This is a genomic window from Pseudomonas allokribbensis, from assembly GCF_014863605.1.
Taxonomy (GTDB): domain Bacteria; phylum Pseudomonadota; class Gammaproteobacteria; order Pseudomonadales; family Pseudomonadaceae; genus Aquipseudomonas; species Aquipseudomonas allokribbensis.
This window is the reverse complement of sequence record NZ_CP062252.1, coordinates 1,978,582-2,004,340: the sequence shown is the minus strand read 5'-3', so window position 1 is coordinate 2,004,340 and position 25,759 is coordinate 1,978,582. Positions and strand designations below refer to the sequence as shown.

The following is a 25,759-nucleotide window of genomic DNA, read 5'->3' as shown; positions in this document are numbered from 1 at the left end:
CCAAATCGCAGACAAAGAAAAGCCCGGCATAAGCCGGGCTTTTCTCAAAGCGGCGAGCTAATTACTTAGCTTGAGCTTCAACCTGCGCTTCTACGCGACGGTTAACAGCACGACCAGCTTCGGTTTTGTTGTCAGCAACTGGGCGGGATTCGCCGTAGCCAACCGAACCAACGCGGGACGATTCAACACCGTACTGGTTAACCAGAACTTGTTTAACGGCGTTTGCACGACGCTCGGACAGTTTCTGGTTGTAAGCGTCAGGACCGACGTTGTCAGTGTGACCTTCAACAGTGGTGCGAGTCGATGGGTACTGCTTCATGAAGTCAGCCAGGTTTTTGATATCGCCGTAGCTGTTTGGCTTGACGACCGACTTGTCGAAGTCGAATTTCACGTCCAGCTCAACACGAACAACTTCAGCAACTGCCGGGCAGCCATCAGCGTCAACAGTTACGTTGGCTGGGGTGTCTGGGCACTTGTCAACGTTGTCGCAAACGCCATCGTTGTCGCTGTCGGAGCAGACTTCAGCTGGTGCTGGAACTGGAGCAGCAGCAGGCTTGTTGCCGCCACCGAAGTTCACACCCAGACCGATTACTGGAGCGTAGTTCCAGCGACCGTTGTCCAGTTTGTAGTCAGCGTCTACACCAGCACGGGCGTAGAAGTTTTCAGCGAAGTAGTACTTAACGCCAGCGCCAGCAGTCAGGTAGGTCGACTGATCGCGACCGGTGTGGCCGTCAGCAGCTACGTTGGTCAGGCTGCCGTGCTTCACACCGCCAGCAACGTAAGGACGCAGAGCGTCACCAGCGTTGTTGAAGTGGTACTGAGCGTTCAGACCGAAGTTGTCGCCACCCAGCTTCTGGCTGCCGGTGCCGTCGTTCGAACGGGTGTGGTTGTTCTTGTCGTAGGTCAAGTTCAACGATACGTCGTCGGTCAAGAAGTAACCGATAGAGGCGCCTGGGTTGAAGCCGTCTTCGACATGGTTAACGCTGTCGTTGTACTGCTTCTTGTAGAACAGTTCGCCTTCAACTGCGCCTTGGCCTTGTGCCAGTGCGCCGAACGAAGTAGCGGCAATCAAAGAACCAATGGCCAAGCCCAAGGTGTTTTTCAGTTTCATCCGTTAAATCCCCATCTGGTGATTGTGAAGCAGTCCCGCAAACCGGGGGACAACTCGGCGGCAAGTCTATCAGAACTTGCCTACACGTAAGAGATATTTGCGCTGAACTAAGTTTCAGCAATGCCTGCAAATTTCTCACGCAATTTATCTAGAGCACGTTTGTACCGCATTTTTGTAGCACTCAAACCCATGTGCATGATGTCTGCGATCTCCTGAAATTCCAGCTCTGCGACAAATCGAAGCACCAGAATTTCACGGTCAATCGGGTTCACATACACCAGCCAGCGATCGAGTCCGCCCTTCTCCTCGGGTTTCGGCGCCTTTTCTTCAGACGCTTCCTCGAGGGGGTCAAGACTCAGTGCGTCCATCAAGCGACGCTTTCGCCGTTCCTTCCGATACTGCGTGATGCATTCGTTGTAAGTGATGCTATATAGCCATGTCTTGAACTTCGATTTCCCCTCGAAGTTCTTCAGGCCGTACAGCACCTTCAACATCACTTCCTGACAGACATCGTCTGCGTCGCGATCGTTCCCAAGATACCGCGCACAAACGTTAAATAATGTTCGCTGGTAACGCCGCATCAGTTCTTCATAGGCGCGCGTCACGTGAAACAGCTCGGTATGCGAGCGCGCGACCAACTCCTCATCAGAGAGCTCGCGGGGGTCGTAGCGCGTGGATAGCGTTTGGGCTTTATTCAAAACAAGTCGTGCCGACAGTCAGGTCAATGTCCACCGCTGCCAGCATCAGCTGGCATTTTGCGGCGGCATACATTAGCAGGGTTTGCCGGGTTAGCGGCTACTCACATGCTGTTCCAGCAGGATCCGATTGGAGAGTGAGACTAGCTCACCCTCATCGGTCAGCAATGTAGTCTTAACCGTGCCGATCTCTTCGATCTGGCCTTCGACCTCGCCAACACGCACTTGTTGCCCAACCTGATACAACTCACGCACATAGATTCCCGCAAGAATCTGACCGGCAATTTCCCGGCTTCCCAGGCCCATGGCCAGCGCAACCGCCAGACCAACGGTAATCAATACGATGACGATCACATGGTTCAGCAGGTCGGTCTTGACCTCGAGCTGACTGATCGCGACCGAGATACTGATGATGATCACCAAGCCTTGGGCAATTCGCCCAAGCCCTGAAGCGTAGTCCAGACCCACGCCTTCTGCCGCACCGCGCACCAGACCGTTGGCCAGCTGCGCCAGCAATACACCGACCAGCAGCACCAGGGCTGCGCCGAAAACTTTCGGTACATACAGCGCCAGCATGTCCAGCGTAGCTGAAACCCGCTCAAGCCCAAGGGATTCTGCTGCAGAAACCAGGAAAATCAGCAGAACGAACCAATACACGATTTTTCCGATCAGGGTCGAGATCGGCACTTGCAGTCCCGCACGGGACATCAATTTGGTCAGCCCGGTGCCGCCCATCAGGCGATCCAGACCGAGCTTGGCCAGCAGTTTGGACAACAGGGTGTCCAGCAGCTTGGCCACCACGAAGCCCAACAGCAGCACCACCAGTGCGCCGAACAGGTTCGGGATGAAATTAGCGACTTTGGTCCACAACGCAGTCATTGCCGTGACGAGGCTCTGAGTCCAGAGATCAAGTTCCATATTCAATCAGCCTTATCAGCAGTGCGAGCGGTAGGTTTACGAAGACGGGAAACCGGCGCGACATGGGCCGAGCCGTTGTTCAGGGCGATCATCAGCGCGGGCAGCCAACGGCCCAGCAGGCTGAACAGATCGCCGGCGCCGACCTGGCGGTTGGCGGTTTTGAGTACGCGGCCCAGACAGGCATCGTCGTCGCGGCTGGACGGCGAGGCGTTGAGCATGTCGCGCAAAGACTGTTCAAACGGATCGTGCATACGCACCTCTCGTGATGTCTGTGAAAGACGCGGGCAAATTTGGTCGGGTCACATGGCGCATCGTCATACCCAGCGCAAACGGCGGAACAACCACCATTGTCCGAGCGCCACCGAGACCATCAGCAGGCACGCCACAAGGAATCCGTAGGGGCTCCCGGAAAGCGGAATTCCGCCGACATTGATCCCCAGCAGGCCGGTGAGAAAACTCATCGGCAAAAAGATCCCGGTGATGATTCCGAAGCGGTACATGGTGCGATTCATGCGCACGCTCAAACGCCGGTCTTCGGTGTCCAGCACAAGCCCCACGCGCTCTCGGGTCAATTCGAGCTCTTCGAGATAGCGGGTCAGGCTGTTGTTCAATTCGTTCCAGTAGTCGGCGTCGTCATCGACGAACCAGGGCAGTTTTATCCGCGTCAGCTGTCCGAAAATGTCCCGCTGCGGCGCAAGAAAACGCTTCAGTCCGGCCGCCCGGCGACGGATGTGCAAAATGGCACCGTGCTCGGGAGTATACCGTTCGTCGGCATCCAGTTTTTCTTCCTCTTCATCCACCACTTCCGAGAGGCAAGTGACCAGATCCTGCACCTTGTTGGTGAGGTATTGAGCGAGATAGAGAATGAGTTCGGACGAGGTTTTCGGGCCTTTGCCCTCCCCCAGCATCGCCAACAGTTCATCGGTGGCGCGCAATGGGCGCAAACGCAGGGAAATCACACGCTGGGCTGAAGCGAAAATCCGTACCGACACCATGTCTTCCGGCTCGGCACCCGGATTGAGATTGACCCCGCGCAAAAACAGCAGCAATTCGGAATCGGGCAGCGGCAACAGCCGTGGGCGAGTATTCTCTTCCAGCAGCAGGTCGCAGGTGAATTCGTTGAGTCCGCTGGATTTGCGCAGCCAGGTCTGGGTCTGCGGGTGACTGCGATCCCAGTGCAGCCACAGGCTTTCGTGTGCCTGCAGCTGCAAACTGTCGAGATCAGTCCGGGCTATCGAACGCGCACCGCCTTTACCGTCCAGCACCAGGGCATGCACCAGCCCCCATTGCGCGTTTTCTTCCTCGAACATCCTCACCCCAGTGCTTACCGCGATTTTATTCAGGCATCTTCAGCGGGCTCGGCGAGATGATCACGCCGTTGTTGTCCGCATAGATGTATTGGCCCGGATGAAACGTGACACCCGCAAACGTCACCGGCACGTTGAGGTCGCCGAGACCGCGCTTGTCGGTCTTCTTCGGGTGGCTGGCCAGCGCCTGGACACCGAGATCGGTCTGGGCGATGACGTCCACATCGCGGATGCAACCGTAGATCACCAGCCCTTCCCAACCGTTTTTCGCGGCTTTCTCGGCGATCATGTCACCCAGCAGCGCGCAGCGCAGGGAACCACCGCCATCGACCACCAGCACCTTGCCGTTGCCCTTGAGTTCGGCTTGTTCCTTGACCAGCGAGTTGTCTTCGAAGCACTTGATGGTCACGATTTCGCCGCCGAAGGAATCACGGCCGCCGAAATTGCTGAACATCGGTTCCAGCACCTGCACCAGCTCCGGATAGGCGTCGCACAGGTCAGGCGTAAGGTAATGGTTCATCGAAAAACTCCTGTAACAAGGAAGACGATCAAGGATGTCGCACTCTATTGAAACGAGTCCCGGCGGTCGCTGTTTACCTTAGTCCATGCAATGGTCGCTGACCGAACCTGAACAAAGGCTGAAACGTAATAGCGAAACAGTCACTAAATATGACCAGAACCGCCCAATGCGTCATATCTTAGCCGCAAGCCGACTCGAACGAAATGCCCTTTTCAGCGTGTTCCGATCACACCGCCGCTGCCAGATCGGGCTTTTCGCCCAGCAACGGCGAGTGCTGATCCGCCAGCCAGCGCGCCACCAGCGGCCAGACTTCAGCCTGGGCAGCCTTGCTCACCAACATCTCGACATGGCCGAAATTGTCGTTGAAGCCCTGCTCGCGTCCCAGATTGATGAATTGCTTGTGCTCGGAACCGATCTGATCGAACAGTTTGCGACAGGCCCACGCCGGATCCTGATGATCGCCAGCCGCCGTCACCGCCAAGACAGGCACCTGAACATCAGCGAGCCCCGCCCACCAATCCTTGTCCTTGTCGCCAAAACGCCCGAACAGGCCGTACCAGCGCATGCTTTCCAGCGCCAGGCCGATCGGCTCATCTTCGGGGCCACGCTTGAGCCGCGAGCCAGACAACTGGGCAAAACGCTTGAGAATGAAGCGTCCGCTCCACTCCACCGGCGGAATTTTCAACGGCCAGTACGTACGGCTGACCTGCGTGCCGAAAAACGCCGCCGACGCCACGGCCGGTTCACCGAGGTATTCGCCGCCCAGCGCTGCCGCCAGGGTGATGCCGCCCAGCGAATGACCGATCCAGTGCGGAACCTGCCCGCTCTGCTCACGCACGAACGCGGCGATGGCCGGCAGATCGTAACGGGCGTAGTCGGCGACGCGGTTGCGGCGGTAGTCCTCGTTACGCTGGGACAGGCCGTGGCCGCGCATTTCCGGGATCCACACATCGAAACCCAGACGCGTCAGGTAGGCGCCCAGCCCCAGCCCTTTCGGGGAGAACCAGAAGCGCCGATTGGAAAAGCTGCCATGCAGCAAAATCACCGGTACGCCGCGTGTCGCCGGTTCATCGGCCATGCCGAGACGGGTCACCGCGATTTCCACGGACCAGTCAGGGCTGTTGCCCGGTTTCAAGCGGTATACGTCTTCGCTCAGATCACCGCGTCGTTCGGCGCTGATCAGGGCGACAGGAAATAGGTCACTGCTGCTTTGCATAATGCTCTTGCACAAAAAAGGGCGGCATCCGGAGAGCTCGCCCTACTTGAATCCTAAAGAGGCCGGTCAGGGACCGACCTCTTCACTCACCGATCAGGCCTGCGCCTGACCCTCAGCCAGGAAGAACCAGGTTTCCAGCACGGAGTCCGGGTTCAGCGAAACGCTTTCGATGCCTTGTTCCATCAGCCACTTGGCGAGGTCCGGGTGGTCCGAAGGACCCTGACCGCAGATGCCGATGTATTTGCCGGCCTTGTTGCACGCGGCAATCGCGTTGGCCAGCAGCTTCTTGACCGCCGGATTACGCTCGTCGAACAGGTGCGCGATGATCCCGGAGTCACGGTCCAGACCCAGTGTCAGCTGAGTCAGGTCGTTGGAACCGATCGAGAAACCGTCGAAGAATTCGAGGAATTCTTCGGCCAGGATCGCGTTGGACGGCAGTTCGCACATCATGATCACGCGCAGGCCGTTGTCGCCACGGGCCAGGCCGTTTTCGGCGAGCAGATCGACCACCTGGCTGGCTTCGCCCAGGGTACGCACGAACGGCACCATGATTTCGACGTTGGTCAGGCCCATCTCGTTGCGCACGCGTTTCAGCGCACGGCACTCGAGTTCGAAGCAGTCACGGAACGATTCGCTGATGTAACGCGACGCGCCACGGAAGCCCAGCATCGGGTTCTCTTCTTCCGGCTCGTACAGTTTGCCGCCGATCAGGTTGGCGTATTCGTTGGACTTGAAGTCCGACAGACGCACGATGACCTTCTTCGGTGCGAACGCCGCCGCCAGGGTGCTGATGCCTTCAACCAGTTTTTCGACATAGAAGCCGACCGGATCGTCGTAACCGGCGATGCGCTTGTCGACGCTGTCCTTGATTTCCTGCGGCAGGCCGTCGTAGTTCAACAGCGCTTTCGGGTGGACGCCGATCATGCGGTTGATGATGAATTCCAGACGGGCCAGGCCCACACCGGCGTTCGGCAGTTGCGCGAAATCGAAGGCGCGGTCCGGGTTGCCGACGTTCATCATGATCTTGAACGGCAGCTCCGGCATGGCGTCGACGGAGTTCTTCTTGATGTCGAAGCCCAGTTCGCCTTCGAAGATGTAACCGGTGTCGCCTTCGGCGCAGGACACGGTCACGCCCTGGCCATCTTTCAATAGCTGGGTGGCGTTGCCGCAACCTACAACGGCTGGAATCCCCAGTTCACGGGCGATGATCGCCGCGTGGCAGGTACGGCCGCCGCGGTTGGTAACGATGGCGCTGGCGCGCTTCATGACCGGTTCCCAGTCCGGGTCGGTCATGTCGGAGACCAGCACGTCGCCCGGCTGGACTTTGTCCATCTCGGACACGTCGCGGATGATCCGCACCTTGCCGGCGCCGATGCGCTGGCCGATGGCACGGCCTTCCACCAGCACGGTGCCGGTTTCTTTCAACAGGTAACGTTCCATGACGTTGGCCTGAGTGCGGCTCTTCACGGTTTCCGGACGGGCCTGCACGATGTACAGCTTGCCGTCGTCACCGTCCTTGGCCCACTCGATGTCCATCGGGCAGCCGTAGTGCTTCTCGATGATCATCGCCTGCTTGGCCAGTTCGCTGACTTCAGCGTCGGTCAGGCAGAAACGCGCACGCTCGGCCTTGTCGACATCAACGGTTTTCACGGAACGACCGGCCTTGGCCTCGTCGCCGTAGATCATCTTGATGGCCTTGCTGCCCAGGTTGCGGCGCAGAATCGCCGGACGACCGGCCTCCAGCGTGCCCTTGTGGACATAGAACTCGTCCGGGTTCACCGCGCCTTGTACGACGGTTTCGCCCAGGCCGTAGGCGCCGGTGATGAACACCACGTCACGGAAGCCGGATTCGGTATCGAGGGTGAACATCACGCCGGCGGTGCCGGTTTCCGAACGCACCATGCGCTGCACGCCGGCCGACAGGGCGACCAGTTTGTGGTCGAAGCCCTGGTGCACGCGGTAGGAAATGGCACGGTCGTTGAACAGGGAAGCGAACACTTCCTTGGCCGCGCGAATGACGTTCTCAACGCCACGGATGTTCAGGAAGGTTTCCTGCTGACCGGCGAACGAAGCGTCCGGCAAGTCTTCGGCGGTGGCGGAGGAACGCACGGCCACGGCCACGTCAGGATTGCCGGCCGACAGCGCGGCGAACGCGGTGCGGATCTCGGCATTCAGTTTTTCAGGGAATTCGGCTTCCATGATCCATTGGCGGATCTGGGCGCCGGTCTTGGCCAGGGCATTGACGTCATCGACGTCCAGGGCATCGAGGGCCTTGTGGATCTGATCGTTCAGACCGCTCAGTTCCAGGAAGTCGCGATAGGCCTGCGCCGTCGTGGCGAAGCCGCCGGGGACCGAAACACCGGCACCGGCCAGGTTACTGATCATCTCGCCCAGGGATGCGTTCTTGCCCCCCACATGCTCAACATCGTGTTTGCCGAGCTTATCGAGGGAAACTACGTACTCTACCAAGGTGATCTCTCCACTAACTGTGTTGGAAAAGCTCAGAAACCGGCGGCTCGGGGGAGCGTTGGCCGGCTGTATGGCCTGGACCTGGAAAATAAGTGAGAATGCGGGCCAATGGCGGCCGGCAAATCGCGCCTATCATATCCAAGATTCGTCACTAGCTTAAGGCCCAAGGTGCAAATGAAACGATCTGCTTTCTTTATCTCCGATGGCACCGGCATCACCGCCGAAACCCTGGGTCAAAGCCTTCTGGCGCAGTTCGAAAACATTACCTTCAGCAAATTCACGCGGCCCTACATCGACAGCGTGGAAAAAGCGCGGGCCATGGTACAACAAATCGACAAAGCCGCTGAAACCGACGGTTTCCGGCCGATCATCTTCGACACCATCGTCAATCAGGACATTCGTGAGATTCTCGCAACCTCCAATGGTTTCATGATCGACATCTTCTCGACCTTCCTCGCCCCGCTCGAGCAGGAACTGACCGAGCATTCTTCCTACACCGTCGGCAAATCCCATTCGATCGGTCATAACTCCAATTACATGGAGCGGATCGAGGCGGTGAACTTCGCCCTCGACAACGACGACGGCGCCCGCACCCACTATTACGACAAGGCCGACCTGATACTAGTGGGCGTGTCGCGTTGTGGTAAGACGCCGACGTGTCTGTACATGGCGATGCAGTTCGGCATCCGCGCGGCCAACTATCCGCTGACCGAAGACGACATGGAACGCCTGCAACTGCCGGCTGCCCTGCGCGCCCACCAGCACAAGCTGTTCGGCCTGACTATCGACCCGGACCGCCTCACCGCGATCCGCAACGAGCGCAAGCCCAACAGCCGCTATTCGAGCTACGCCCAGTGCGAATTCGAAGTCCGCGAAGTGGAGAACCTGTTCCGCCGCGAGAACATCCCGCACATCAACTCCACGCATTTTTCGGTGGAAGAGATTTCGGCGAAGATCCTGGTGGAAAAAGGTGTGGAGCGGCGGTTCAAGTAACCCCCAGGCTCCTCAACCTGTACGCACGCTGAATGAACTAACGCAAAGTCCTCGCGGGCGGTGTTTTTTACGCCCCTGTAACATTCCGAAATATACAATCCGCGCAAGTTGCGTATCCGGCCCGAAACCGGATGCGCCAACCCTCTCGACCCGGCGAATTCACCGGGTCCGCAGCATCCACTTCCTGCTTGAAGTCATGGATTGAGCGCCCGCTCGTTCCCGGGTGCGCAATGCAGACAGAAGCTACGCTCAGACAGCCGCGCCTCCATTCAGAACGCTGCAGGACTCACTGCTTATGAATAAAGTGTTCCGTCACTACATCCCGGCCACGACACGGCGCCTGCTGCCCAATCGCTGGGACTTGATCGCCCTGCCGCTGGTGATCGGCTTTTTGCTGTTTTTCTCCATCGGTGCCCGGGAAACCTGGGCCCCGATCGGCTCCCTGCAAAGTGAAGTGGTGTCCCTGGACCCAAGCAACCTGCCCGAATATGCCATGCGCACCACCCTGCGCATGCTCGCGGCGATGGTCGCGGCACTGGTGTTCACCCTGCTCTACGGCACCTTGGCGGCGAAAAGCCGTCGGGCCGAAAAACTGTTGGTGCCGGTGCTGGACATCCTGCAATCGGTGCCCGTGCTGGGTTACATCTCTTTCACCGTGACCTTCTTTCTATTGTTGTTTCCAGGACGGGTGCTAGGCGCGGAACTCGCCGCGATCTTTGCCATTTTCACCAGCCAGGCATGGAACATGACCTTCAGCTTCTACCAGTCGCTGCGCATGCTGCCGCGGGATCTGGTGGAGGTATCGACCAACCTGCAACTGTCCGGCTGGCAGAAATTCTGGAAGCTCGACGTGCCCTTCGCCATGCCCGGACTGGTCTGGAACATGATGATGAGCATGTCCGGCGGCTGGTTTTTCGTGGTGGCGTCCGAAGCGATCACCGTCGGCGACCAGACCATCACCCTGCCGGGGATCGGTTCGTTCCTGGCCATGGCCATCGCGCAAAAAGACATGCACGCGGTGGGCTACGTCATCCTGACGATGGTCGTGGTCATCCTGATCTATGACCAGTTCCTGTTCCGCCCGCTGGTGGCGTGGGCCGACAAGTTCCGCATGGAAAACACCGCATCGCAGACCGCCGCGCCGGAGTCCTGGGTACTGAATCTGATCCAGCGCACCCGGTTGATCCAGCGCATTTTGCGCCCCGTCACCCGCGTCATCAGCCGGCTCGGCAACATGCGCCTGAGCTTGCCGCGTTCGGCGCGCAAGGCCATGGCCTCGGAAAGCCCCGCCACCACCAAGGCGATTGACTGGATCTGGGGCTCGTTTATCGGGTTGCTGACCGCCTATGCGCTCTACCACATCGCGCTGTACGTCGGCACCGAAGTAACGTTGGCCGAGGTCGGGCATGTGTTGTTGATGGGGTTGTTTACCCTGCTGCGAGTGGCCGGGTTGATCTTCATCGCCTCGCTGATCTGGGTGCCGCTGGGCGTGATGATCGGCCTGCGACCGGCATTGGCAGAAAAGATCCAGCCGCTGGCGCAGTTCCTCGCGGCGTTCCCGGCGAACCTGCTGTTCCCGGTGTTCGTCATTGTGATCCTGCGTTACCAGTTGAACCCGGACATCTGGCTCAGTCCGCTGATCGTGCTCGGCACCCAGTGGTACATCCTGTTCAACGTGATCGCCGGGGCCAGCGCCTTCCCCAATGATTTCAAGGAAGCCGCCGCCAACTTCCGCATTCGCGGCTGGCTGTGGTGGCGCAAGGTCATGCTGCCGGGGATCTTCCCGTATTACGTGACCGGCGCCATCACCGCCTCGGGCGGTGCGTGGAACGCCAGCATCGTTTCCGAATTCGTGTCCTGGGGGCAGGACAAGGTCGTCGCCCACGGCCTCGGCGCCTACATCGCGCAAACCACGGCTGCCGGTGACTTCCCGAAAATCACCCTCGGCGTGGTGGTGATGTCGTTCTTTGTCGTGGCCTTCAATCGCTTGGTCTGGCGGCCGATGTACGCCATGGCCGAAAACAAACTTCGCCTGAACTGACGGGATTCGATGTGATGAATACCTTTACCGAACACGCTGGCGCCACACCCGAAATCTACTCGCTCACCAACGTCAACCGGGTGTTTGGCAAGGGCAAGGACGAGCTGCAAGTGCTCAGCGGGGTCGACCTGGCCCTGCACGAAGGCGAGATCGTCGGCATGCTCGGCCGCTCCGGCTCGGGCAAATCGACCCTGCTGCGGATCATCGCGGGCCTGATCGAGCCTTCGTCCGGCGAAGTCCTGTATCACGGCAAACCGCTGGACGGCCCGGCCGAAGGCGTGGCCATGGTGTTCCAGACCTTTGCGCTGTTCCCGTGGCTGACCGTGCTGGAAAACGTCGAAGCCGGCCTGCAAGCCCTGCAAGTCGAACGCAAGGAAGCGCGCAAGCGTGCCTTGGCCGCCATCGACCTGATCGGCCTGGACGGTTTCGAAAACGCCTACCCTCGCGAATTGTCCGGCGGCATGCGCCAGCGCGTGGGGTTCGCTCGCGGGCTGGTGGTCAACCCGACACTGCTGTTGATGGACGAGCCCTTCTCGGCACTGGACGTGTTGACCGCCGAAACCCTGAGAAACGACCTGCTGGACCTGTGGAGCGGCAAGCAACTGCCGATCAAATCGATCCTGATCGTGACCCACAACATCGAAGAAGCGGTGCTGATGTGCGACCGCATTCTGGTGCTGTCGTCCAACCCCGGGCGGCTGGTGGCGGAAATCAAGGTGCCCTTCGCCCATCCGCGCAATCGTCTGGACCCGGCCTTCCGGCAGATGGTCGATGACATTTACGCGCAGATGACCGACCGCCGCAGCGCCGACGCCAGCAGCGGCAAACCCGAGCTGAAGATCAGCAGCCCGTTGCAGGAAGTGTCCACCAACCTGATGGCCGGCCTGATCGAAACCCTCGCGGCCGAACCCTACAACGGCCACGCCGGCCTGCCCACCGTGGCCGAGCGGCGCTTGCTGGAAGTGGACGACCTGTTTCCGGTGGCCGAGATGCTCGAATACCTGGGCTTCGCCGAACTCAAGGGCGCCGACATCACCCTGACCGACGCCGGCAAACTGTTTGCGGACTACGGCACCCAGGAACGCAAGACCCTGTTTGCTGAACATCTGATCCGTTACATACCGCTGGCCGCACGCATCCGCCAGGTGTTGCTGGAACGCAATGGCCACCGGGCGCCACGGGTGCGTTTCGAGCAGGAGCTGGAAGATTCGCTGACCGAAGCCTTCGTCGAGAAAAACCTGGAGATCGTGATTGCCTGGGGCCGTTACGCGGAGATTTTCTCTTACGACGACCATACGGAGACATTCAGCCTGGAGGACGTCGAGGGCAGCCTGTAGCCCTCGACCATCCCGGCGATTCAGATCACGAACAAGTCAACAAAACGGTTCACCGGCGTCGCCTCAAGCCGCGCCTGATCCTTGCACAGCGCAAGGATCTCGGCGCTGCGCTGGCCGGTGAAACGCGTGGCCAGGTTCGCCCTGAACTTGTCCTCCAGCAACGGAATGCCCTCGGCCCGGCGCCGACGGTGACCGATCGGGTATTCCACCACCACGTTTTCGGTGCTGGAACCGTCCTTGAAAAACACCTGCACCGCGTTGGCAATCGAGCGTTTGTCGGCTTCGAGGTATTCGCGGGTGAAACGCGGCTCTTCGACGATAACCATTTTTTCGCGCAGCACATCGATGACCGGATGGGCCGCATGGAAATCGTCTTCGTACTGCTCCGCCACCAGATTGCCGAACGCCAGCGGCACGGCGGTCATGTACTGGATGCAGTGGTCGCGGTCGGCGGCGTTGGCCAGCGGCCCGACCTTGGAAATGATGCGGATCGCCGATTCGTGGGTGGTGATGACGATCCGATCGATTTCATGCAGACGATTGCGCACCTGCGGATGCAGGATCACGGCGGCTTCGCAGGCGGTTTGCGCGTGGAATTCGGCGGGGAAGCTGATCTTGAACAGCACGTTTTCCATCACGTAACTGCCGAAGGGTCGCGAGAAGCTGAAGGCACGCTTGTCTTCAGGCTTGAGCGCCAGATCGTTGTTGGTGTGGCTGAACAACACGTCGTAGAAACCCCACTGTTTTGCCGTCAGCACACCGGGAATCCCCATTTCGCCGCGCATCGCGATATCCGCCAGACGCACGCCACGACTGGACGCATCCCCCGCCGCCCAGGATTTACGTGAACCGGCATTCGGCGCATGGCGGTAAGTGCGCAACGCCTGACCGTCAGCAAACGCATGGGACAACGCCGACAACAGTTGCTCGCGATTGGCGCCCATGAGTTTGGCGACAACCGCCGTTGAAGCCACTTTCACCAGAATCACGTGGTCGAGGCCTACACGGTTGAAGGAGTTTTCCAGCGCGATCACGCCCTGAATCTCGTGGGCCATGATCATTGCTTCAAGCACATCGCGCACCGTCAGCGGCGCCTCGCCATTGGCCAGACGCTTTTGCGACAAGTGATCGGCCACCGCAAGAATCCCGCCGAGGTTGTCCGACGGATGCCCCCATTCGGCGGCGAGCCAGGTGTCGTTGTAATCCAGCCAGCGCACGATGCAGCCGATGTCCCACGCGGCTTTTACCGGGTCGAGGCGATAGGAGGTGCCGGGGACTCGCGCGCCGAACGGCACGACAGTGCCTTCAACGATGGGGCCAAGGTGTTTGGTGCATTCGGGGAAACGCAGAGCCAGCAGGCCGCAGCCCAGCGTGTCCATCAGGCAGTTGCGGGCGGTGTCGAGGGCTTCGGCAGATTCGATCTTGTAGGTGAGGACATAATCGGCGATGTCCTGCAGGACACGGTCGTAGTCGGGGCGGTTGTTCAGGTCGACGTTGGCGCTCATGTTCGATTCACTCTTGAAAGTGGTTCGTTGATGGGACCTCGGTTCAGGGCTAATTTTTCTTGTTATTGAAATGCGTAAAGCGCTGAGAGCGATCAGGTTCGCTCTCAGCGACTGTGCGTTAGAACGAATCTCCAGGCACGCGGACGAAACCTTCCATCAGTACCCGCGCACTACGGCTCATGATCGCTTTCTTCACAACCCATTCGCCGCTTTCAAGGCTGGCCTCAGCCCCCACGCGCAGGGTTCCGGAGGGATGCCCGAACCGCACGGCATTGCGCTCTACGCCGCCGGCCGCCAGGTTCACCAAGGTGCCGGAGATGGCTGCGGCGGTGCCGATCGCCACTGCGGCGGTTCCCATCATCGCGTGGTGCAACTTGCCCATCGACAACGCCCGCACCAACAGATCCACATCCCCGGCGGCAATCGCCTTGCCACTGGACGCCACGTAATCCGCAGGTTTGGCGACGAAGGCCACTTTCGGCGTGTGCTGACGCTTGGCCGCTTCATCCAGATTGGAAATCAGCCCCATGCGCAACGCACCGTAGGCACGAATGGTCTCGAACATCTGCAAGGCTTTCGGATCGCTGTTGATCGCGCTCTGCAGTTCGGTGCCGGTGTAACCGATGTCTTCGGCATTGACGAAGATCGTCGGGATACCCGCGTTGATCATGGTCGCCTTGAACGTACCGACGCCCGGCACTTCCAGCTCATCGATCAGGTTGCCGGTGGGGAACATCGAGCCACCGCCGCCCTCTTCTTCCGCCGCCGGGTCCATGAATTCGACCTGTACTTCGGCGGCCGGAAAGGTCACGCCGTCGAGTTCGAAATCACCGGTTTCCTGGACTTCGCCATTGGTGATCGGCACGTGGGCAATGATCGTTTTGCCGATATTGGCCTGCCACACGCGAACCACCGCCACGCCGTTGTGCGGAATGCGGCTGGCGTCCACCAGGCCGTTGCTGATGGCGAACGAACCGACCGCTGCCGACAGGTTGCCGCAGTTGCCGCTCCAGTCCACAAATGGCTTGTCGATGGACACCTGACCGAACAGGTAATCGACGTCGTGATCGGCCTTGATGCTTTTCGACAGGATCACGGTTTTGCTGGTGCTCGACGTGGCGCCGCCCATGCCGTCGATCTGTTTGTCGTACGGGTCGGGGCTGCCGATTACCCGCAGCAACAGCGCATCGCGGGTCGGGCCGGGAATCTGCGCCGCTTCGGGCAGATCCTTGAGACTGAAAAACACGCCTTTGCTGGTGCCGCCGCGCATGTAGGTGGCGGGGATCTTTATTTGCGGTGCGTGAGCCATGGTGCTCCTTAACGAAAGCATGGGACTTGAAGTCCCATGCCCACATCGATTGATTTAAACGGCAACCGCCGACTCTTCGAGGAAGTCCTGGGCGAAGCGTTGCAGCACGCCGCCGGCCTCGTAGATCGACACTTCTTCGGCGGTGTCGAGGCGGCAGGTCACCGGCACTTCGACGCGTTCGCCGTTCTTGCGATGGATCACCAGCGTCAGGTCAGCGCGTGGCTTGCGGTCGCCGATCACGTCGTAGGTTTCGCTGCCGTCGATGCCCAAGGTCTTGCGGTCGGTGCCCGGTTTGAACTCAAGCGGCAACACGCCCATGCCCACCAGGTTGGTGCGGTGAATGCGCTCGAAACCTTCGGCGGCAATCGCTTCCACTCCCGCCAGACGCACGCCTTTGGCTGCCCAGTCACGGGACGAACCCTGACCGTAGTCGGCGCCGGCGATGATGATCAGCGGCTGCTTGCGCTCCATGTAGGTTTCGATGGCTTCCCACATGCGCATCACTTTGCCTTCCGGCTCCACACGCGCCAGCGAACCCTGTTTGACCTTGCCGTTTTCCACGACCATTTCGTTGAACAGTTTCGGGTTGGCAAACGTCGCGCGCTGCGCGGTCAAGTGGTCGCCACGGTGGGTCGCGTAAGAGTTGAAGTCCTCTTCCGGCAGGCCCATTTTCGCCAGGTATTCGCCGGCGGCGCTGTCGAGCATGATTGCGTTCGACGGCGACAGGTGATCGGTGGTGATGTTGTCCGGCAGCACCGCCAGCGGGCGCATGCCTTTGAGCGGACGTGCCCCGGCCAGCGCGCCTTCCCAGTACGGCGGACGGCGGATGTAGGTGCTCATTTCGCGCCAGTCGTACAGCGGCGTGACTTTCGGGCCGGTGTCTTCATGGATGGCGAACATCGGGATGTAGACCTGACGGAACTGCTCCGGCTTCACCGAGGACTTCACCACCGCGTCGATTTCTTCGTCGCTCGGCCAGATGTCCTTCAGGAGGATTTCCTTGCCGTCGACCACGCCGAGCACGTCTTTTTCAATGTCGAAACGGATGGTGCCGGCAATCGCGTAGGCCACCACCAGCGGCGGCGAAGCGAGGAACGCCTGCTTGGCGTACGGGTGAATCCGGCCGTCGAAGTTGCGGTTACCGGACAGCACAGCGGTGGCGTACAGATCACGGTCGATGATTTCTTGCTGAATCACCGGATCCAGCGCGCCGGACATGCCGTTGCAGGTGGTGCAGGCAAAGGCGACGACGCCGAAACCGAGTTGCTCCAGCTCCGTGGTCAGCCCCGCTTCATCGAGGTACAGCGCCACGGTTTTCGAGCCCGGCGCCAGCGACGACTTGACCCAGGGTTTGCGGGTCAGCCCGAGCTGGTTGGCGTTGCGCGCCAGCAGGCCGGCGGCGATCACGTTGCGCGGGTTGCTGGTGTTGGTGCAGCTGGTGATGGCGGCGATGATTACCGCGCCGTCGGGCATTTGGCCGGGTACGTCTTCCCATTTTCCGGAGATGCCTTTGGCCGCCAGATCCGACACCGCCACACGGGCGTGCGGGTTGCTCGGGCCGGCCATGTTGCGCACGACCGAGGACAGATCGAAGGTCAGGCCGCGCTCGTATTGCGCGCCTTTCAGGCTGTCAGCCCACAGACCGATCTGCTTGGCGTATTGCTCGACGAGCTGCACTTGCTGGTCTTCGCGACCAGTGAGTTTCAGGTAGTCGATGGTCTGCTGGTCGATGTAAAACATCGCCGCCGTGGCGCCGTATTCCGGGGCCATGTTGGAGATGGTCGCACGGTCGCCGAGGGTCAGCGCGGAAGCGCCTTCGCCGAAGAACTCCAGCCACGCGCCGACCACTTTTTGTTTGCGCAGGTACTCGGTCAACGCCAGCACCATGTCGGTGGCGGTGATGCCCGGTTGCAGCTTGCCGGTCAGTTCGACGCCGACGCTTTCCGGCAGGCGCATCCACGACGCGCGGCCGAGCATCACGCTCTCGGCTTCGAGACCACCGACACCAATGGCAATCACGCCCAGCGCATCGACATGCGGGGTGTGGCTGTCGGTGCCGACGCAGGTGTCCGGGAACGCCACGCCGTCACGCACCTGAATCACCGGAGACATTTTCTCCAGGTTGATCTGGTGCATGATGCCGTTGCCCGGCGGGATCACGTCGACGTTCTTGAACGCCTTCTTGGTCCAGTTGATGAAGTGGAAACGGTCTTCGTTGCGACGGTCTTCGATGGCGCGGTTCTTCTCGAACGCCTGCTTGTCAAAACCGCCCGCTTCCACCGCCAGCGAGTGGTCGACGATCAGTTGCGTCGGCACCACCGGGTTGACCTGCGCCGGGTCGCCGCCCTGCTGGGCAATCGCGTCACGCAGGCCGGCCAGATCCACCAGCGCGGTCTGGCCAAGAATGTCGTGGCACACCACGCGGGCCGGGAACCACGGGAAGTCGAGGTCGCGTTTGCGCTCGATCAGCTGTTTCAGGGAATCAGTGAGCGTGGCCGGGTCGCAGCGACGCACGAGGTTTTCCGCCAGCACGCGAGAGGTGTACGGCAGGGTGTCGTAGCTGCCGGGCTGGATCGCATCGACAGCCGCACGGACGTCGAAAAAATCCAGCGGCGTGCCGGGCAGGTTCTTGCGAAATTCTGTGTTCATCGGTCAGGACTCGGTCACGGTAGTTTCAAAGAGGGGGCGCCTGTACCGGCGCCCTCCCCGGTCAGCGCTGTTCGATCGGCACGAACTTGCGCTGTTCGACGCCGACATACTCGGCGCTCGGACGGATGATGCGGTTGTTGGCGCGCTGTTCGAACACGTGCGCTGCCCAGCCGGTCAGGCGCGAGCAGACGAAGATCGGGGTGAACAGCTTGGTCGGGATGCCCATGAAGTGGTACGCCGAGGCATGGTAGAAGTCGGCGTTGGGGAACAGTTTCTTTTGCTCCCACATGGTCTTGTCGATGGCTTCCGAAACCGCGAACAACACCTTGTCGCCCACTTCGTCGGCGAGTTTTTTCGACCAGCCCTTGATCACCTCGTTGCGTGGATCGCTGTCCTTATAGATCGCGTGGCCGAAGCCCATGATCTTGTCCTTGCGCTCGAGCATGCCGAGGGTGCCTTTGATCGCCTCTTCCGGCGACGAGAAGCGCTCGATCATTTCCATCGCCGCTTCGTTGGCGCCGCCGTGCAGCGGGCCGCGCAGCGAACCGATGGCCGCCGTGACGCAGGAATACAGGTCGGACAGGGTCGAAGCGCATACCCGAGCGGTGAAGGTCGAAGCGTTGAACTCGTGTTCGGCGTAGAGGATCAGCGACACGTTCATCACCTTGACGTGCAGCTCGCTCGGTTTCTCGTCGTGCAGCAGGTGCAGGAAATGGCCGCCGATGGACTGCTCGTCGGTCACGCAATTGATGCGTTTGCCGTCGTGGCTGAAGCGATACCAGTAGCACATGATCGCCGGGAACGCGGCCAGCAGGCGGTCGGTCTTGTCGCGCTGCTCGGAGAAGTCCTTCTCCGGTTCGATGTTGCCAAGGAACGAGCAACCGGTACGCATCACGTCCATCGGGTGGGCGTCGGCGGGGATGCGTTCCAGCACTTCCTTGAGCGCTTGCGGCAGGTCGCGCAGCTTGCTCAGCTTGCCTTGATACTCGGCGAGCTGTGCCTTGGTCGGCAGCTCCCCGTAGAGCAGCAGGTACGCGACTTCTTCAAATTGTGCGTCTGCCGCCAGTTCGCGCACGTCGTAGCCGCGATAGGTCAGCCCGGCACCGGCCTGGCCCACGGTGGACAGTGCAGTTTGCCCGGCAACCTGGCCCCGGAGCCCGGCGCCACTGAGTACTTTTGCTTCGGCCATTGTTGTCTCCAATCTTGAATTTGTTAGGGAGTACGGTTGCGGCTTACTTCTTCGCCGCAAACAACGCGTCGAGCTTCTGCTCGAAGGTGTGGTAATCGATGCGATCGTAGAGCTCCATGCGAGTCTGCATGGTGTCGATGACATTCTGCTGGGTGCCGTCGCGGCGGATCGCGGTGTAGACGTTTTCCGCGGCCTTGTTCATCGCGCGGAACGCCGACAGCGGGTACAGCACCAGCGACACATCGGCACCGGCCAACTGCTCGGTGGTGTACAGCGGCGTCGAGCCGAACTCGGTGATGTTGGCCAGGATCGGCACTTTCACGCGGTTGGCGAACAGCTTGTACATGTCCAGTTCCGTGATGGCTTCCGGGAAGATCATGTCGGCGCCGGCCTCGATGCACGCAGCGGCGCGATCCAGTGCCGACTCCAGACCTTCAACGGCCAGCGCATCGGTGCGAGCCATGATCACGAAGCTGTCGTCGGTGCGGGCATCGACGGCAGCCTTGATGCGGTCAACCATTTCCTGCTGGGTGACGATCTCTTTGTTCGGACGGTGGCCGCAGCGCTTGGCGCCGACCTGGTCTTCGATGTGGATCGCCGCGGCGCCGAACTTGATCATCGACTTCACGGTGCGGGCCACGTTGAACGCCGAGGCGCCGAAACCGGTGTCCACGTCCACCAGCAGCGGCAGGTCGCAGACATCGGTGATGCGGCGCACGTCGGTCAGCACGTCATCCAGGCCGGTGATGCCCAGGTCCGGCACACCGAGGGAGCCGGCGGCCACCCCGCCACCCGACAGGTAAATCGCCTTGAAACCGGCGCGCTTGGCCAGCAGCGCGTGGTTGGCGTTGATCGCGCCGACCACTTGCAACGGATGTTCGCTGGCGACCGCATCGCGGAAACGCTGGCCTGGAGTGCTCTTGTTGGAACTCATGACTCACCTCGTTCAGTGGCTGTCTTATTGTCGGCGCCGTCCTGGTAATGACGGGCGATGTTGCGTTTCGAGGCGCCGATGTGGCGGCGCATCAACAATTCCGCGAGTTCGCCGTCACGGTCGGCGATGGCATCGAGAATCCGGTGGTGTTCGGCAAAGGCCTGGCGCGGGCGGTTGGGCGTGGTGGAAAACTGAATGCGGTACATGCGCACCAGTTGATAGAGCTCGCCGCAGAGCATCTGGGTCAGGGTGCGGTTGCCGCTGCCCTGGATGATCCGGTAATGAAAGTCGAAATCGCCTTCCTGCTGGTAGTAGCCGACGCCGGCCTGGAATGCGGCATCGCGTTCGTGGGTTTCCAGCACCCGGCGCAGTTCGTCGATTTCTTCGACGCTCATGCGTTCAGCCGCCAGACGGCAGGCCATGCCTTCGAGGGATTCGCGGATTTCGTAGAGTTCGAGCAGTTCGGCGTGGCTCAGCGACACCACCCGCGCACCGACGTGCGGCACGCGCACCAGCAGGCGCTGGCCTTCGAGCCGGTGAATTGCCTCGCGCAGCGGCCCGCGACTGATGCCGTAGGTGCGCGCCAGTTCCGGCTCGGAGATCTTGCTGCCCGGGGCGATCTCGCCTTTGACGATGGCGGCCTGGATACGTCGGAAGACGTTTTCGGACAGGGTTTCCGAATCGTCACCGCTGATGACCGGGGGATCGAGTTGATCCAGCATATTGTCGACACCTTGAAAACCAATGCGGCAAAAACTAGCGAATCAGCCTTCATCAGTCAAAGGATAAATGGATATTGTCGACAATCGTCTAATAACCCCCAGCATCAACCCCAAGGGTTATAGACCCGCTCGGGCGCTGGCGCCATAAAACCACCGTGCTAGAATGCCGCCCGCATTTGCTGGTCACTTGCACGGCTTGTCATAAAAAGCTGATAGGCACACGAAGGCGCGCGCAGACAGGATCTCCTGACGCCGTGGCCCTGAACCGAGAACGGACCGCTGCTCGCCAGGATTTATGAGACTCAAGCCCTTCCCCACCTTTTTCTATCTGTTTTGCCTGCCCAGCCTGGCTGTGGCGGGGGAAAAGACTGTGTACGGCCTCAACGAATACGCCGCCCTCGACGGGATCAACCTGGAAGTGGCAGCCAAACTCGACACCGGGGCGAAAACCGCCTCCCTGAGCGCTCGCGACATCAAACGCTTCAAGCGCAACGGCGAGTCCTGGGTGCGTTTCTACCTGGCCATCGACGCCGCGCATTCGCACCCGATCGAACGGCCGCTGGCCCGGGTCAGCAAGATCAAGCGCCGCGCCGGCGACTACGACCCGGAAGAAGGCAAGAAGTACACCGCCCGCCCGGTGATCGAGCTGGATATCTGCATGGGTACGGCAATGCGCAGCATCGAAGTGAACCTGACCGACCGCAGTGCGTTCCAATACCCGCTTTTGATCGGCTCCGAGGCGCTGAAACGCTTCGATGCGCTGGTCGATCCCAGTCTTAAATACGCTGCCGGCAAACCCGCCTGCGCCATCGCCGCTCATACCGCCGAGTAATTTCCATGCGTTCTCTAACCTTCCACCTGAAAATCCTGATCACCATTCTGGTGCTCCTGGGCGTTTCGGTTACGGCCTATCAGATTTTCGTGCTCGGCATCCCGGTGACCGAAGACGCCACCGACGACTTGTGGAACATCGACGCCAAGGTCGAGTTCGTCGCCAGCACCAAGGATCCGGTGAAGATCCAGATGTTCGTGCCGCCTCTGAGCCGCGATTACGTCAGCCTCAATGAAAGCTTCATCTCCAATAACTACGGCGTGGCGGTCAACCGTGTCGACGGCAACCGCAAGGTCACGTGGTCGGCGCGCCGGGCCAAGGGCAACCAGACCCTTTATTACCGCCTGGTGCTGACCAAGCGCTACACCGCTGAAAAAACCAAGATCAAAGGTCCGACCTTCCGCGACAGCATCGCCATCGAAGGCCCGGAAAAAATCGCCGCCGAAGCCCTGCTCGCCCCGATCCGTCAGCACTCGGCCGATGTCGAAACCTTTATTGGCGAGGCAATCAAACGCGTCAACAACGTCAACGACGACAACGTGAAACTGCTGCTGGCGGGCGATCCGTCGACGCCGCACAAGGCGAAAATCGTTGAACTGCTGCTGTCCATCGCCCACGTGCCGGTGGAAAAGGTCCACACCATCCGCCTCGTCGCCGATCAGCCGCAAACCCCTGAACTGTGGCTGCGCAGCTTCAATGGCACCGACTGGCTGTACTTCAACCCGGAAACCGGCGAACAAGGCCTGCCGACCGACCGTCTGCTGTGGTGGAGCGGCGATGAAAACCTGATCACCGTCGACGGCGGCAAGAAAGCCAACGTGACCTTCAGCCTGAACAACAGCGAGATGAACGCGATTCGTCTGGCCAAGCTGACCGACGAAAACACCGACGCCAACTTCCTCGAATACTCGCTGTACGGCCTGCCGCTGCAAACCCAGCAGACGTTCATGATCATGGTGATGATCCCGATCGGCGTGCTGGTGATCCTGATCCTGCGCAACCTGATCGGCCTGCAGACCCTCGGCACGTTCACTCCGGTGCTGATCGCCCTGGCCTTCCGCGAAACACAGCTGGGCTTCGGCATCCTGCTGTTTACCGTGATTACGGCGCTGGGGCTGTCGCTGCGTTCGTATCTGGAACACCTGAAGTTGCAAATGCTGCCGCGCCTGTCAGTGGTGTTGACGTTCGTGGTGGTGCTGATCGCGGCGATCAGCCTGTTCAGCCACAAGCTCGGCCTGGAACGCGGCCTGTCGGTGGCGTTGTTCCCGATGGTGATTCTGACCATGACCATCGAACGCCTGTCGATCACCTGGGAAGAACGCGGCGCCAGCCATGCCTTGAAAGTGGCGATCGGCACGCTGTTCGCGGCGTCCCTGGCGCACCTGATCATGACCGTTCCGGAGCTGGTGTACTTCGTGTTCACCTTCCCGGCGATCCTGCTGATCCTGGTGGGCTTCATGCTGGCCATGGGTCGCTATCGCGGTTATCGCCTGACCGAACTGGTGCGCTTCAAGGCTTTCCTGAAGAAGGCTGACGCCTGATGTTCGGTTTCTGGAAGACCTGGAAGGCCCTGGAAGCCCGGGGCATCATGGGCATCAATCGGCGTAACGCGGACTACGTGCTCAAGTACAACAAGCGCAGCCTGTACCCGATCGTCGATGACAAGATCATCACCAAGGAACGCGCGATCAAGGCCGGTATTCATGTGCCGGAACTGTATGGCGTGATTTCCACGGAGAAGGAAATCGACAATCTCGACGAGATCATCGGCGGACGCAGCGATTTCGTGATCAAGCCGGCCCAGGGCGCCGGCGGTGACGGCATCATCGTCATCGCTGACCGTTTCGAGGGTCGCTATCGCACGGTATCGGGCAAGATCCTCACTCACGAAGAGCTCGAGCATCACATCTCCAGCATCCTCACCGGCCTGTATTCGCTGGGCGGTCACCGTGACCGGGCGCTGATCGAATACCGGGTGACCCCCGATCAGATCTTCAAAAGCATCAGCTACGAAGGCGTGCCGGACATTCGCATCATCGTGCTGATGGGCTACCCGGTGATGGCCATGCTGCGCCTGCCGACCCGTCAGTCCGGCGGCAAGGCCAACCTGCACCAGGGCGCCATCGGCGTCGGGGTCGACTTGGCGACCGGTCTGACCCTGCGCGGCACCTGGCTGAACAACATCATCGCCAAACACCCGGACACCACCAACGCGGTGGACGGCGTGCAACTGCCCTACTGGGACGGTTTCATGAGGCTCGCGGCCGGTTGCTATGAGCTGTGCGGGCTGGGCTACATCGGCGTGGACATGGTGCTGGACCAGGAGAAAGGCCCGCTGATTCTCGAGCTGAATGCGCGACCGGGGCTGAATATCCAGATTGCCAACGACTGCGGGCTGACGTTGCGCACCCATGCGGTGGAAGCGCATCTGGAAGACCTCAAGGCACGTGGTGTGACTGAAACGGTTGAAGAGCGGGTGGCATTTGCTCAGGAACTGTTTGGGCATATTCCGGCGGTCGAGGGCTGAGTCGCGTTACCGGCCTCTGATCTGCCAATCCCCGACATCCCCTCTAGGAGCAATTCCCGGAGGGGACTACAATCCCCACCCCGCCTCGATGGCCGATCTGCCCCGCCCATGTTGACCTGTTCCGTACACCCGCTGCCCTACCGCGCCAACCCCGCCGACTATTTCGCGGCCGTCCGCCATGCGCCCGGCGCCGTGCTGCTCGACAGTGGCCGGCCCAGTGCCGACCGTGGCCGTTATGACCTGCTCAGCGCCTGGCCGCTGGAACAACTGGCGGTGTTGCCGGACGAGCGCGGCGAGAATTTCCTGCAACGTCTGCGGGATAATCTGACGCGGCTGGGCGACGCGCAATTGCCTGACGCCTATGAACTGCCGTTCGCCGGTGGATTGATCGGTTACCTGAGCTACGACTTCGGCCGGCATCTGGAAAACATGCCGAGTCAGGCGCTGGATGATCTGCAACTGCCGGATGCGCGTTTTGGTCTGTACGACTGGGCTTTAATCAGTGATCACCACAAGGCCACCAGCCAGCTGGTGTTTCACCCGTCGGTCAGCGTTAGCGAAAAACAACGCCTGATCGATGTGTTCAGCCAACCGGCAGTCGGCAAGCTGACCCCGTTCAAGCTGAACAGCCCGATGGCAGCCGACCTCTCGGCCGATGAGTACCGCCAAGCACTCGAACGCATTCATCAATACATCCAGGCCGGGGACTGCTATCAGGTCAATTTCGCCCAGCGTTTCCGCGCGCCGTGCCAGGGCGATCCATGGCTGGCCTACTGCAAATTGCGCGAAGCCTGCCCGACACCGTTTTCCGGATTCCAGAGCCTGCCCGACGGCAATGCGGTGCTGAGCCTGTCGCCCGAGCGCTTCGTCAAAGTCAGCCAGCGTCAGGTGGAAACCCGCCCGATCAAGGGCACCCGCCCCCGAGGCGCGACCCCGGCCGAAGACGCCGCCAACGCCGCCGAACTGCTGGCCAGCCCCAAAGATCGCGCGGAAAACCTGATGATCGTCGACCTGCTGCGCAACGACCTGGGCCGCACCTGCCGAATCGGCTCCGTGCGAGTGCCGGAGTTGTTCAGCCTGGAAAGTTATCCGAACGTGCATCACCTGGTCAGCAGCGTGACCGGCGAACTGGCGGATGATCGCGATGCCCTGGACCTGATTGCCGGCAGCTTCCCCGGCGGCTCGATCACCGGAGCGCCGAAAATCCGCGCGATGCAGATCATCGACGAACTGGAACCGACCCGACGCGGTTTGTATTGCGGCTCGTTGCTGTACCTGGACGTGCGCGGCGAGATGGACAGTTCCATCGCCATTCGCAGTCTACTGGTGAAGGATGGGCAGGTGTGTTGCTGGGGCGGTGGCGGGATTGTGGCCGACTCGGATTGGGAGGCGGAGTATCAGGAGTCGATCACCAAGGTCAGGGTCCTGCTCGAAACCTTGCAGAACCTCTGACGCTTGCGGCGAGGGTGGTTGCGCCCTCGCCAC

The 25,759-nt window shown here is 60.6% G+C and carries 21 protein-coding genes; 7 read left to right on the top strand and 14 right to left on the bottom strand.

From position 1 onward, the window contains the following. Positions 1-61: 61 nt before the first annotated feature. The 8 genes from IF199_RS09260 to ppsA all read right to left on the bottom strand — a co-directional run bounded on the left by IF199_RS09260 (position 62) and on the right by ppsA (position 8,236). Complete coding sequence (locus IF199_RS09260) at positions 62-1,111, bottom strand: OmpA family protein (RefSeq protein WP_096822517.1); 1,050 nt, start codon at positions 1,109-1,111, stop codon at positions 62-64. 107 nt (positions 1,112-1,218) lie between these two features. Further along, a complete protein-coding gene (sigX, locus tag IF199_RS09255; RefSeq protein WP_011333251.1) occupies positions 1,219-1,809 on the bottom strand; it encodes an RNA polymerase sigma factor SigX in 591 nt (196 codons plus the stop codon). A gap of 90 nt (positions 1,810-1,899) precedes the next feature. Continuing rightward, positions 1,900-2,724: a mechanosensitive ion channel family protein gene (locus tag IF199_RS09250; RefSeq protein WP_065259736.1), complete on the bottom strand. Its 825-nt coding sequence runs from the start codon at positions 2,722-2,724 to the stop codon at positions 1,900-1,902. Positions 2,725-2,726: 2 nt separating this feature from the next. After that, positions 2,727-2,975, bottom strand: a complete 249-nt coding sequence (locus tag IF199_RS09245) for a hypothetical protein (RefSeq protein WP_007951986.1) — start codon at positions 2,973-2,975, stop codon at positions 2,727-2,729. Positions 2,976-3,038: 63 nt separating this feature from the next. Then, positions 3,039-4,034, bottom strand: a complete 996-nt coding sequence (locus IF199_RS09240) for a zinc transporter ZntB (protein ID WP_085732397.1) — start codon at positions 4,032-4,034, stop codon at positions 3,039-3,041. Between the two features lie 25 nt (positions 4,035-4,059). After that, entirely contained in the window at positions 4,060-4,551 is a 492-nt protein-coding gene (gene rraA / locus IF199_RS09235) for a ribonuclease E activity regulator RraA (RefSeq protein WP_096822518.1), read from the bottom strand. Positions 4,552-4,777: 226 nt separating this feature from the next. Further along, positions 4,778-5,767 (bottom strand): alpha/beta fold hydrolase, encoded by a 990-nt coding sequence (locus IF199_RS09230; RefSeq protein WP_096822519.1) that lies wholly within the window; start codon positions 5,765-5,767, stop codon positions 4,778-4,780. A gap of 93 nt (positions 5,768-5,860) precedes the next feature. Next, entirely contained in the window at positions 5,861-8,236 is a 2,376-nt protein-coding gene (gene ppsA, locus IF199_RS09225) for a phosphoenolpyruvate synthase (RefSeq protein WP_096822520.1), read from the bottom strand. Positions 8,237-8,410: 174 nt separating this feature from the next. On the opposite strand from ppsA, the gene ppsR reads away from it, so the two are divergent. The 3 genes from ppsR (at position 8,411) to IF199_RS09210 (ending at position 12,607) form a co-directional block, all read left to right on the top strand. After that, complete coding sequence (ppsR, locus tag IF199_RS09220; RefSeq protein WP_096822521.1) at positions 8,411-9,229, top strand: posphoenolpyruvate synthetase regulatory kinase/phosphorylase PpsR; 819 nt, start codon at positions 8,411-8,413, stop codon at positions 9,227-9,229. Positions 9,230-9,524: 295 nt separating this feature from the next. Continuing rightward, entirely contained in the window at positions 9,525-11,270 is a 1,746-nt protein-coding gene (locus tag IF199_RS09215) for an ABC transporter permease (protein WP_192560166.1), read from the top strand. Between the two features lie 14 nt (positions 11,271-11,284). Beyond that, the gene (locus tag IF199_RS09210) at positions 11,285-12,607 is read left to right on the top strand and encodes an ABC transporter ATP-binding protein (protein WP_192560165.1); all 1,323 of its coding nucleotides are present in this window, start codon (positions 11,285-11,287) and stop codon (positions 12,605-12,607) included. Positions 12,608-12,627: 20 nt separating this feature from the next. On the opposite strand, the gene prpD is transcribed toward IF199_RS09210, so the two are convergent. From prpD to IF199_RS09180, 6 genes are all read right to left on the bottom strand, one after another. Then, a complete protein-coding gene (gene prpD, locus IF199_RS09205; RefSeq protein ID WP_192560164.1) occupies positions 12,628-14,112 on the bottom strand; it encodes a 2-methylcitrate dehydratase in 1,485 nt (494 codons plus the stop codon). A gap of 118 nt (positions 14,113-14,230) precedes the next feature. Further along, positions 14,231-15,421 carry a 2-methylaconitate cis-trans isomerase PrpF gene (gene prpF / locus IF199_RS09200; protein WP_192560163.1) on the bottom strand — a complete coding sequence of 397 codons (1,191 nt, stop codon included), beginning with the start codon at positions 15,419-15,421 and terminating at the stop codon, positions 14,231-14,233. Positions 15,422-15,475: 54 nt separating this feature from the next. Continuing rightward, on the bottom strand, positions 15,476-18,070 hold the full coding sequence (gene acnD / locus IF199_RS09195) for a Fe/S-dependent 2-methylisocitrate dehydratase AcnD (protein WP_192560162.1): 2,595 nt from the start codon (positions 18,068-18,070) through the stop codon (positions 15,476-15,478). Positions 18,071-18,131: 61 nt separating this feature from the next. After that, complete coding sequence (gene prpC / locus IF199_RS09190; protein WP_192560161.1) at positions 18,132-19,259, bottom strand: bifunctional 2-methylcitrate synthase/citrate synthase; 1,128 nt, start codon at positions 19,257-19,259, stop codon at positions 18,132-18,134. A gap of 43 nt (positions 19,260-19,302) precedes the next feature. Next, on the bottom strand, positions 19,303-20,193 hold the full coding sequence (gene prpB / locus IF199_RS09185) for a methylisocitrate lyase (RefSeq protein WP_192560160.1): 891 nt from the start codon (positions 20,191-20,193) through the stop codon (positions 19,303-19,305). Then, positions 20,190-20,912 (bottom strand): GntR family transcriptional regulator, encoded by a 723-nt coding sequence (locus IF199_RS09180; RefSeq protein ID WP_169432611.1) that lies wholly within the window; start codon positions 20,910-20,912, stop codon positions 20,190-20,192. The genes prpB and IF199_RS09180 overlap by 4 nt, the downstream gene beginning before the upstream one ends. A 298-nt stretch (positions 20,913-21,210) precedes the next feature. Between IF199_RS09180 and rloA the strand changes: the two genes are divergently transcribed. From rloA to pabB, 4 genes are all read left to right on the top strand, one after another. Then, positions 21,211-21,747, top strand: a complete 537-nt coding sequence (rloA, locus tag IF199_RS09175; protein WP_096822528.1) for a retropepsin-like aspartic peptidase RloA — start codon at positions 21,211-21,213, stop codon at positions 21,745-21,747. Positions 21,748-21,752: 5 nt separating this feature from the next. Then, on the top strand, positions 21,753-23,288 hold the full coding sequence (gene rloB, locus IF199_RS09170) for an osmotic stress tolerance membrane protein RloB (RefSeq protein WP_096822529.1): 1,536 nt from the start codon (positions 21,753-21,755) through the stop codon (positions 23,286-23,288). Then, a complete protein-coding gene (locus IF199_RS09165) occupies positions 23,288-24,274 on the top strand; it encodes an alpha-L-glutamate ligase-like protein (RefSeq protein WP_192560159.1) in 987 nt (328 codons plus the stop codon). Before rloB ends, IF199_RS09165 begins: the two co-directional genes overlap by 1 nt. Before the next feature lie 108 nt (positions 24,275-24,382). Then, the gene (gene pabB, locus IF199_RS09160) at positions 24,383-25,726 is read left to right on the top strand and encodes an aminodeoxychorismate synthase component I (protein WP_192560158.1); all 1,344 of its coding nucleotides are present in this window, start codon (positions 24,383-24,385) and stop codon (positions 25,724-25,726) included. The last annotated feature ends 33 nt before the right edge of the window (positions 25,727-25,759 follow it).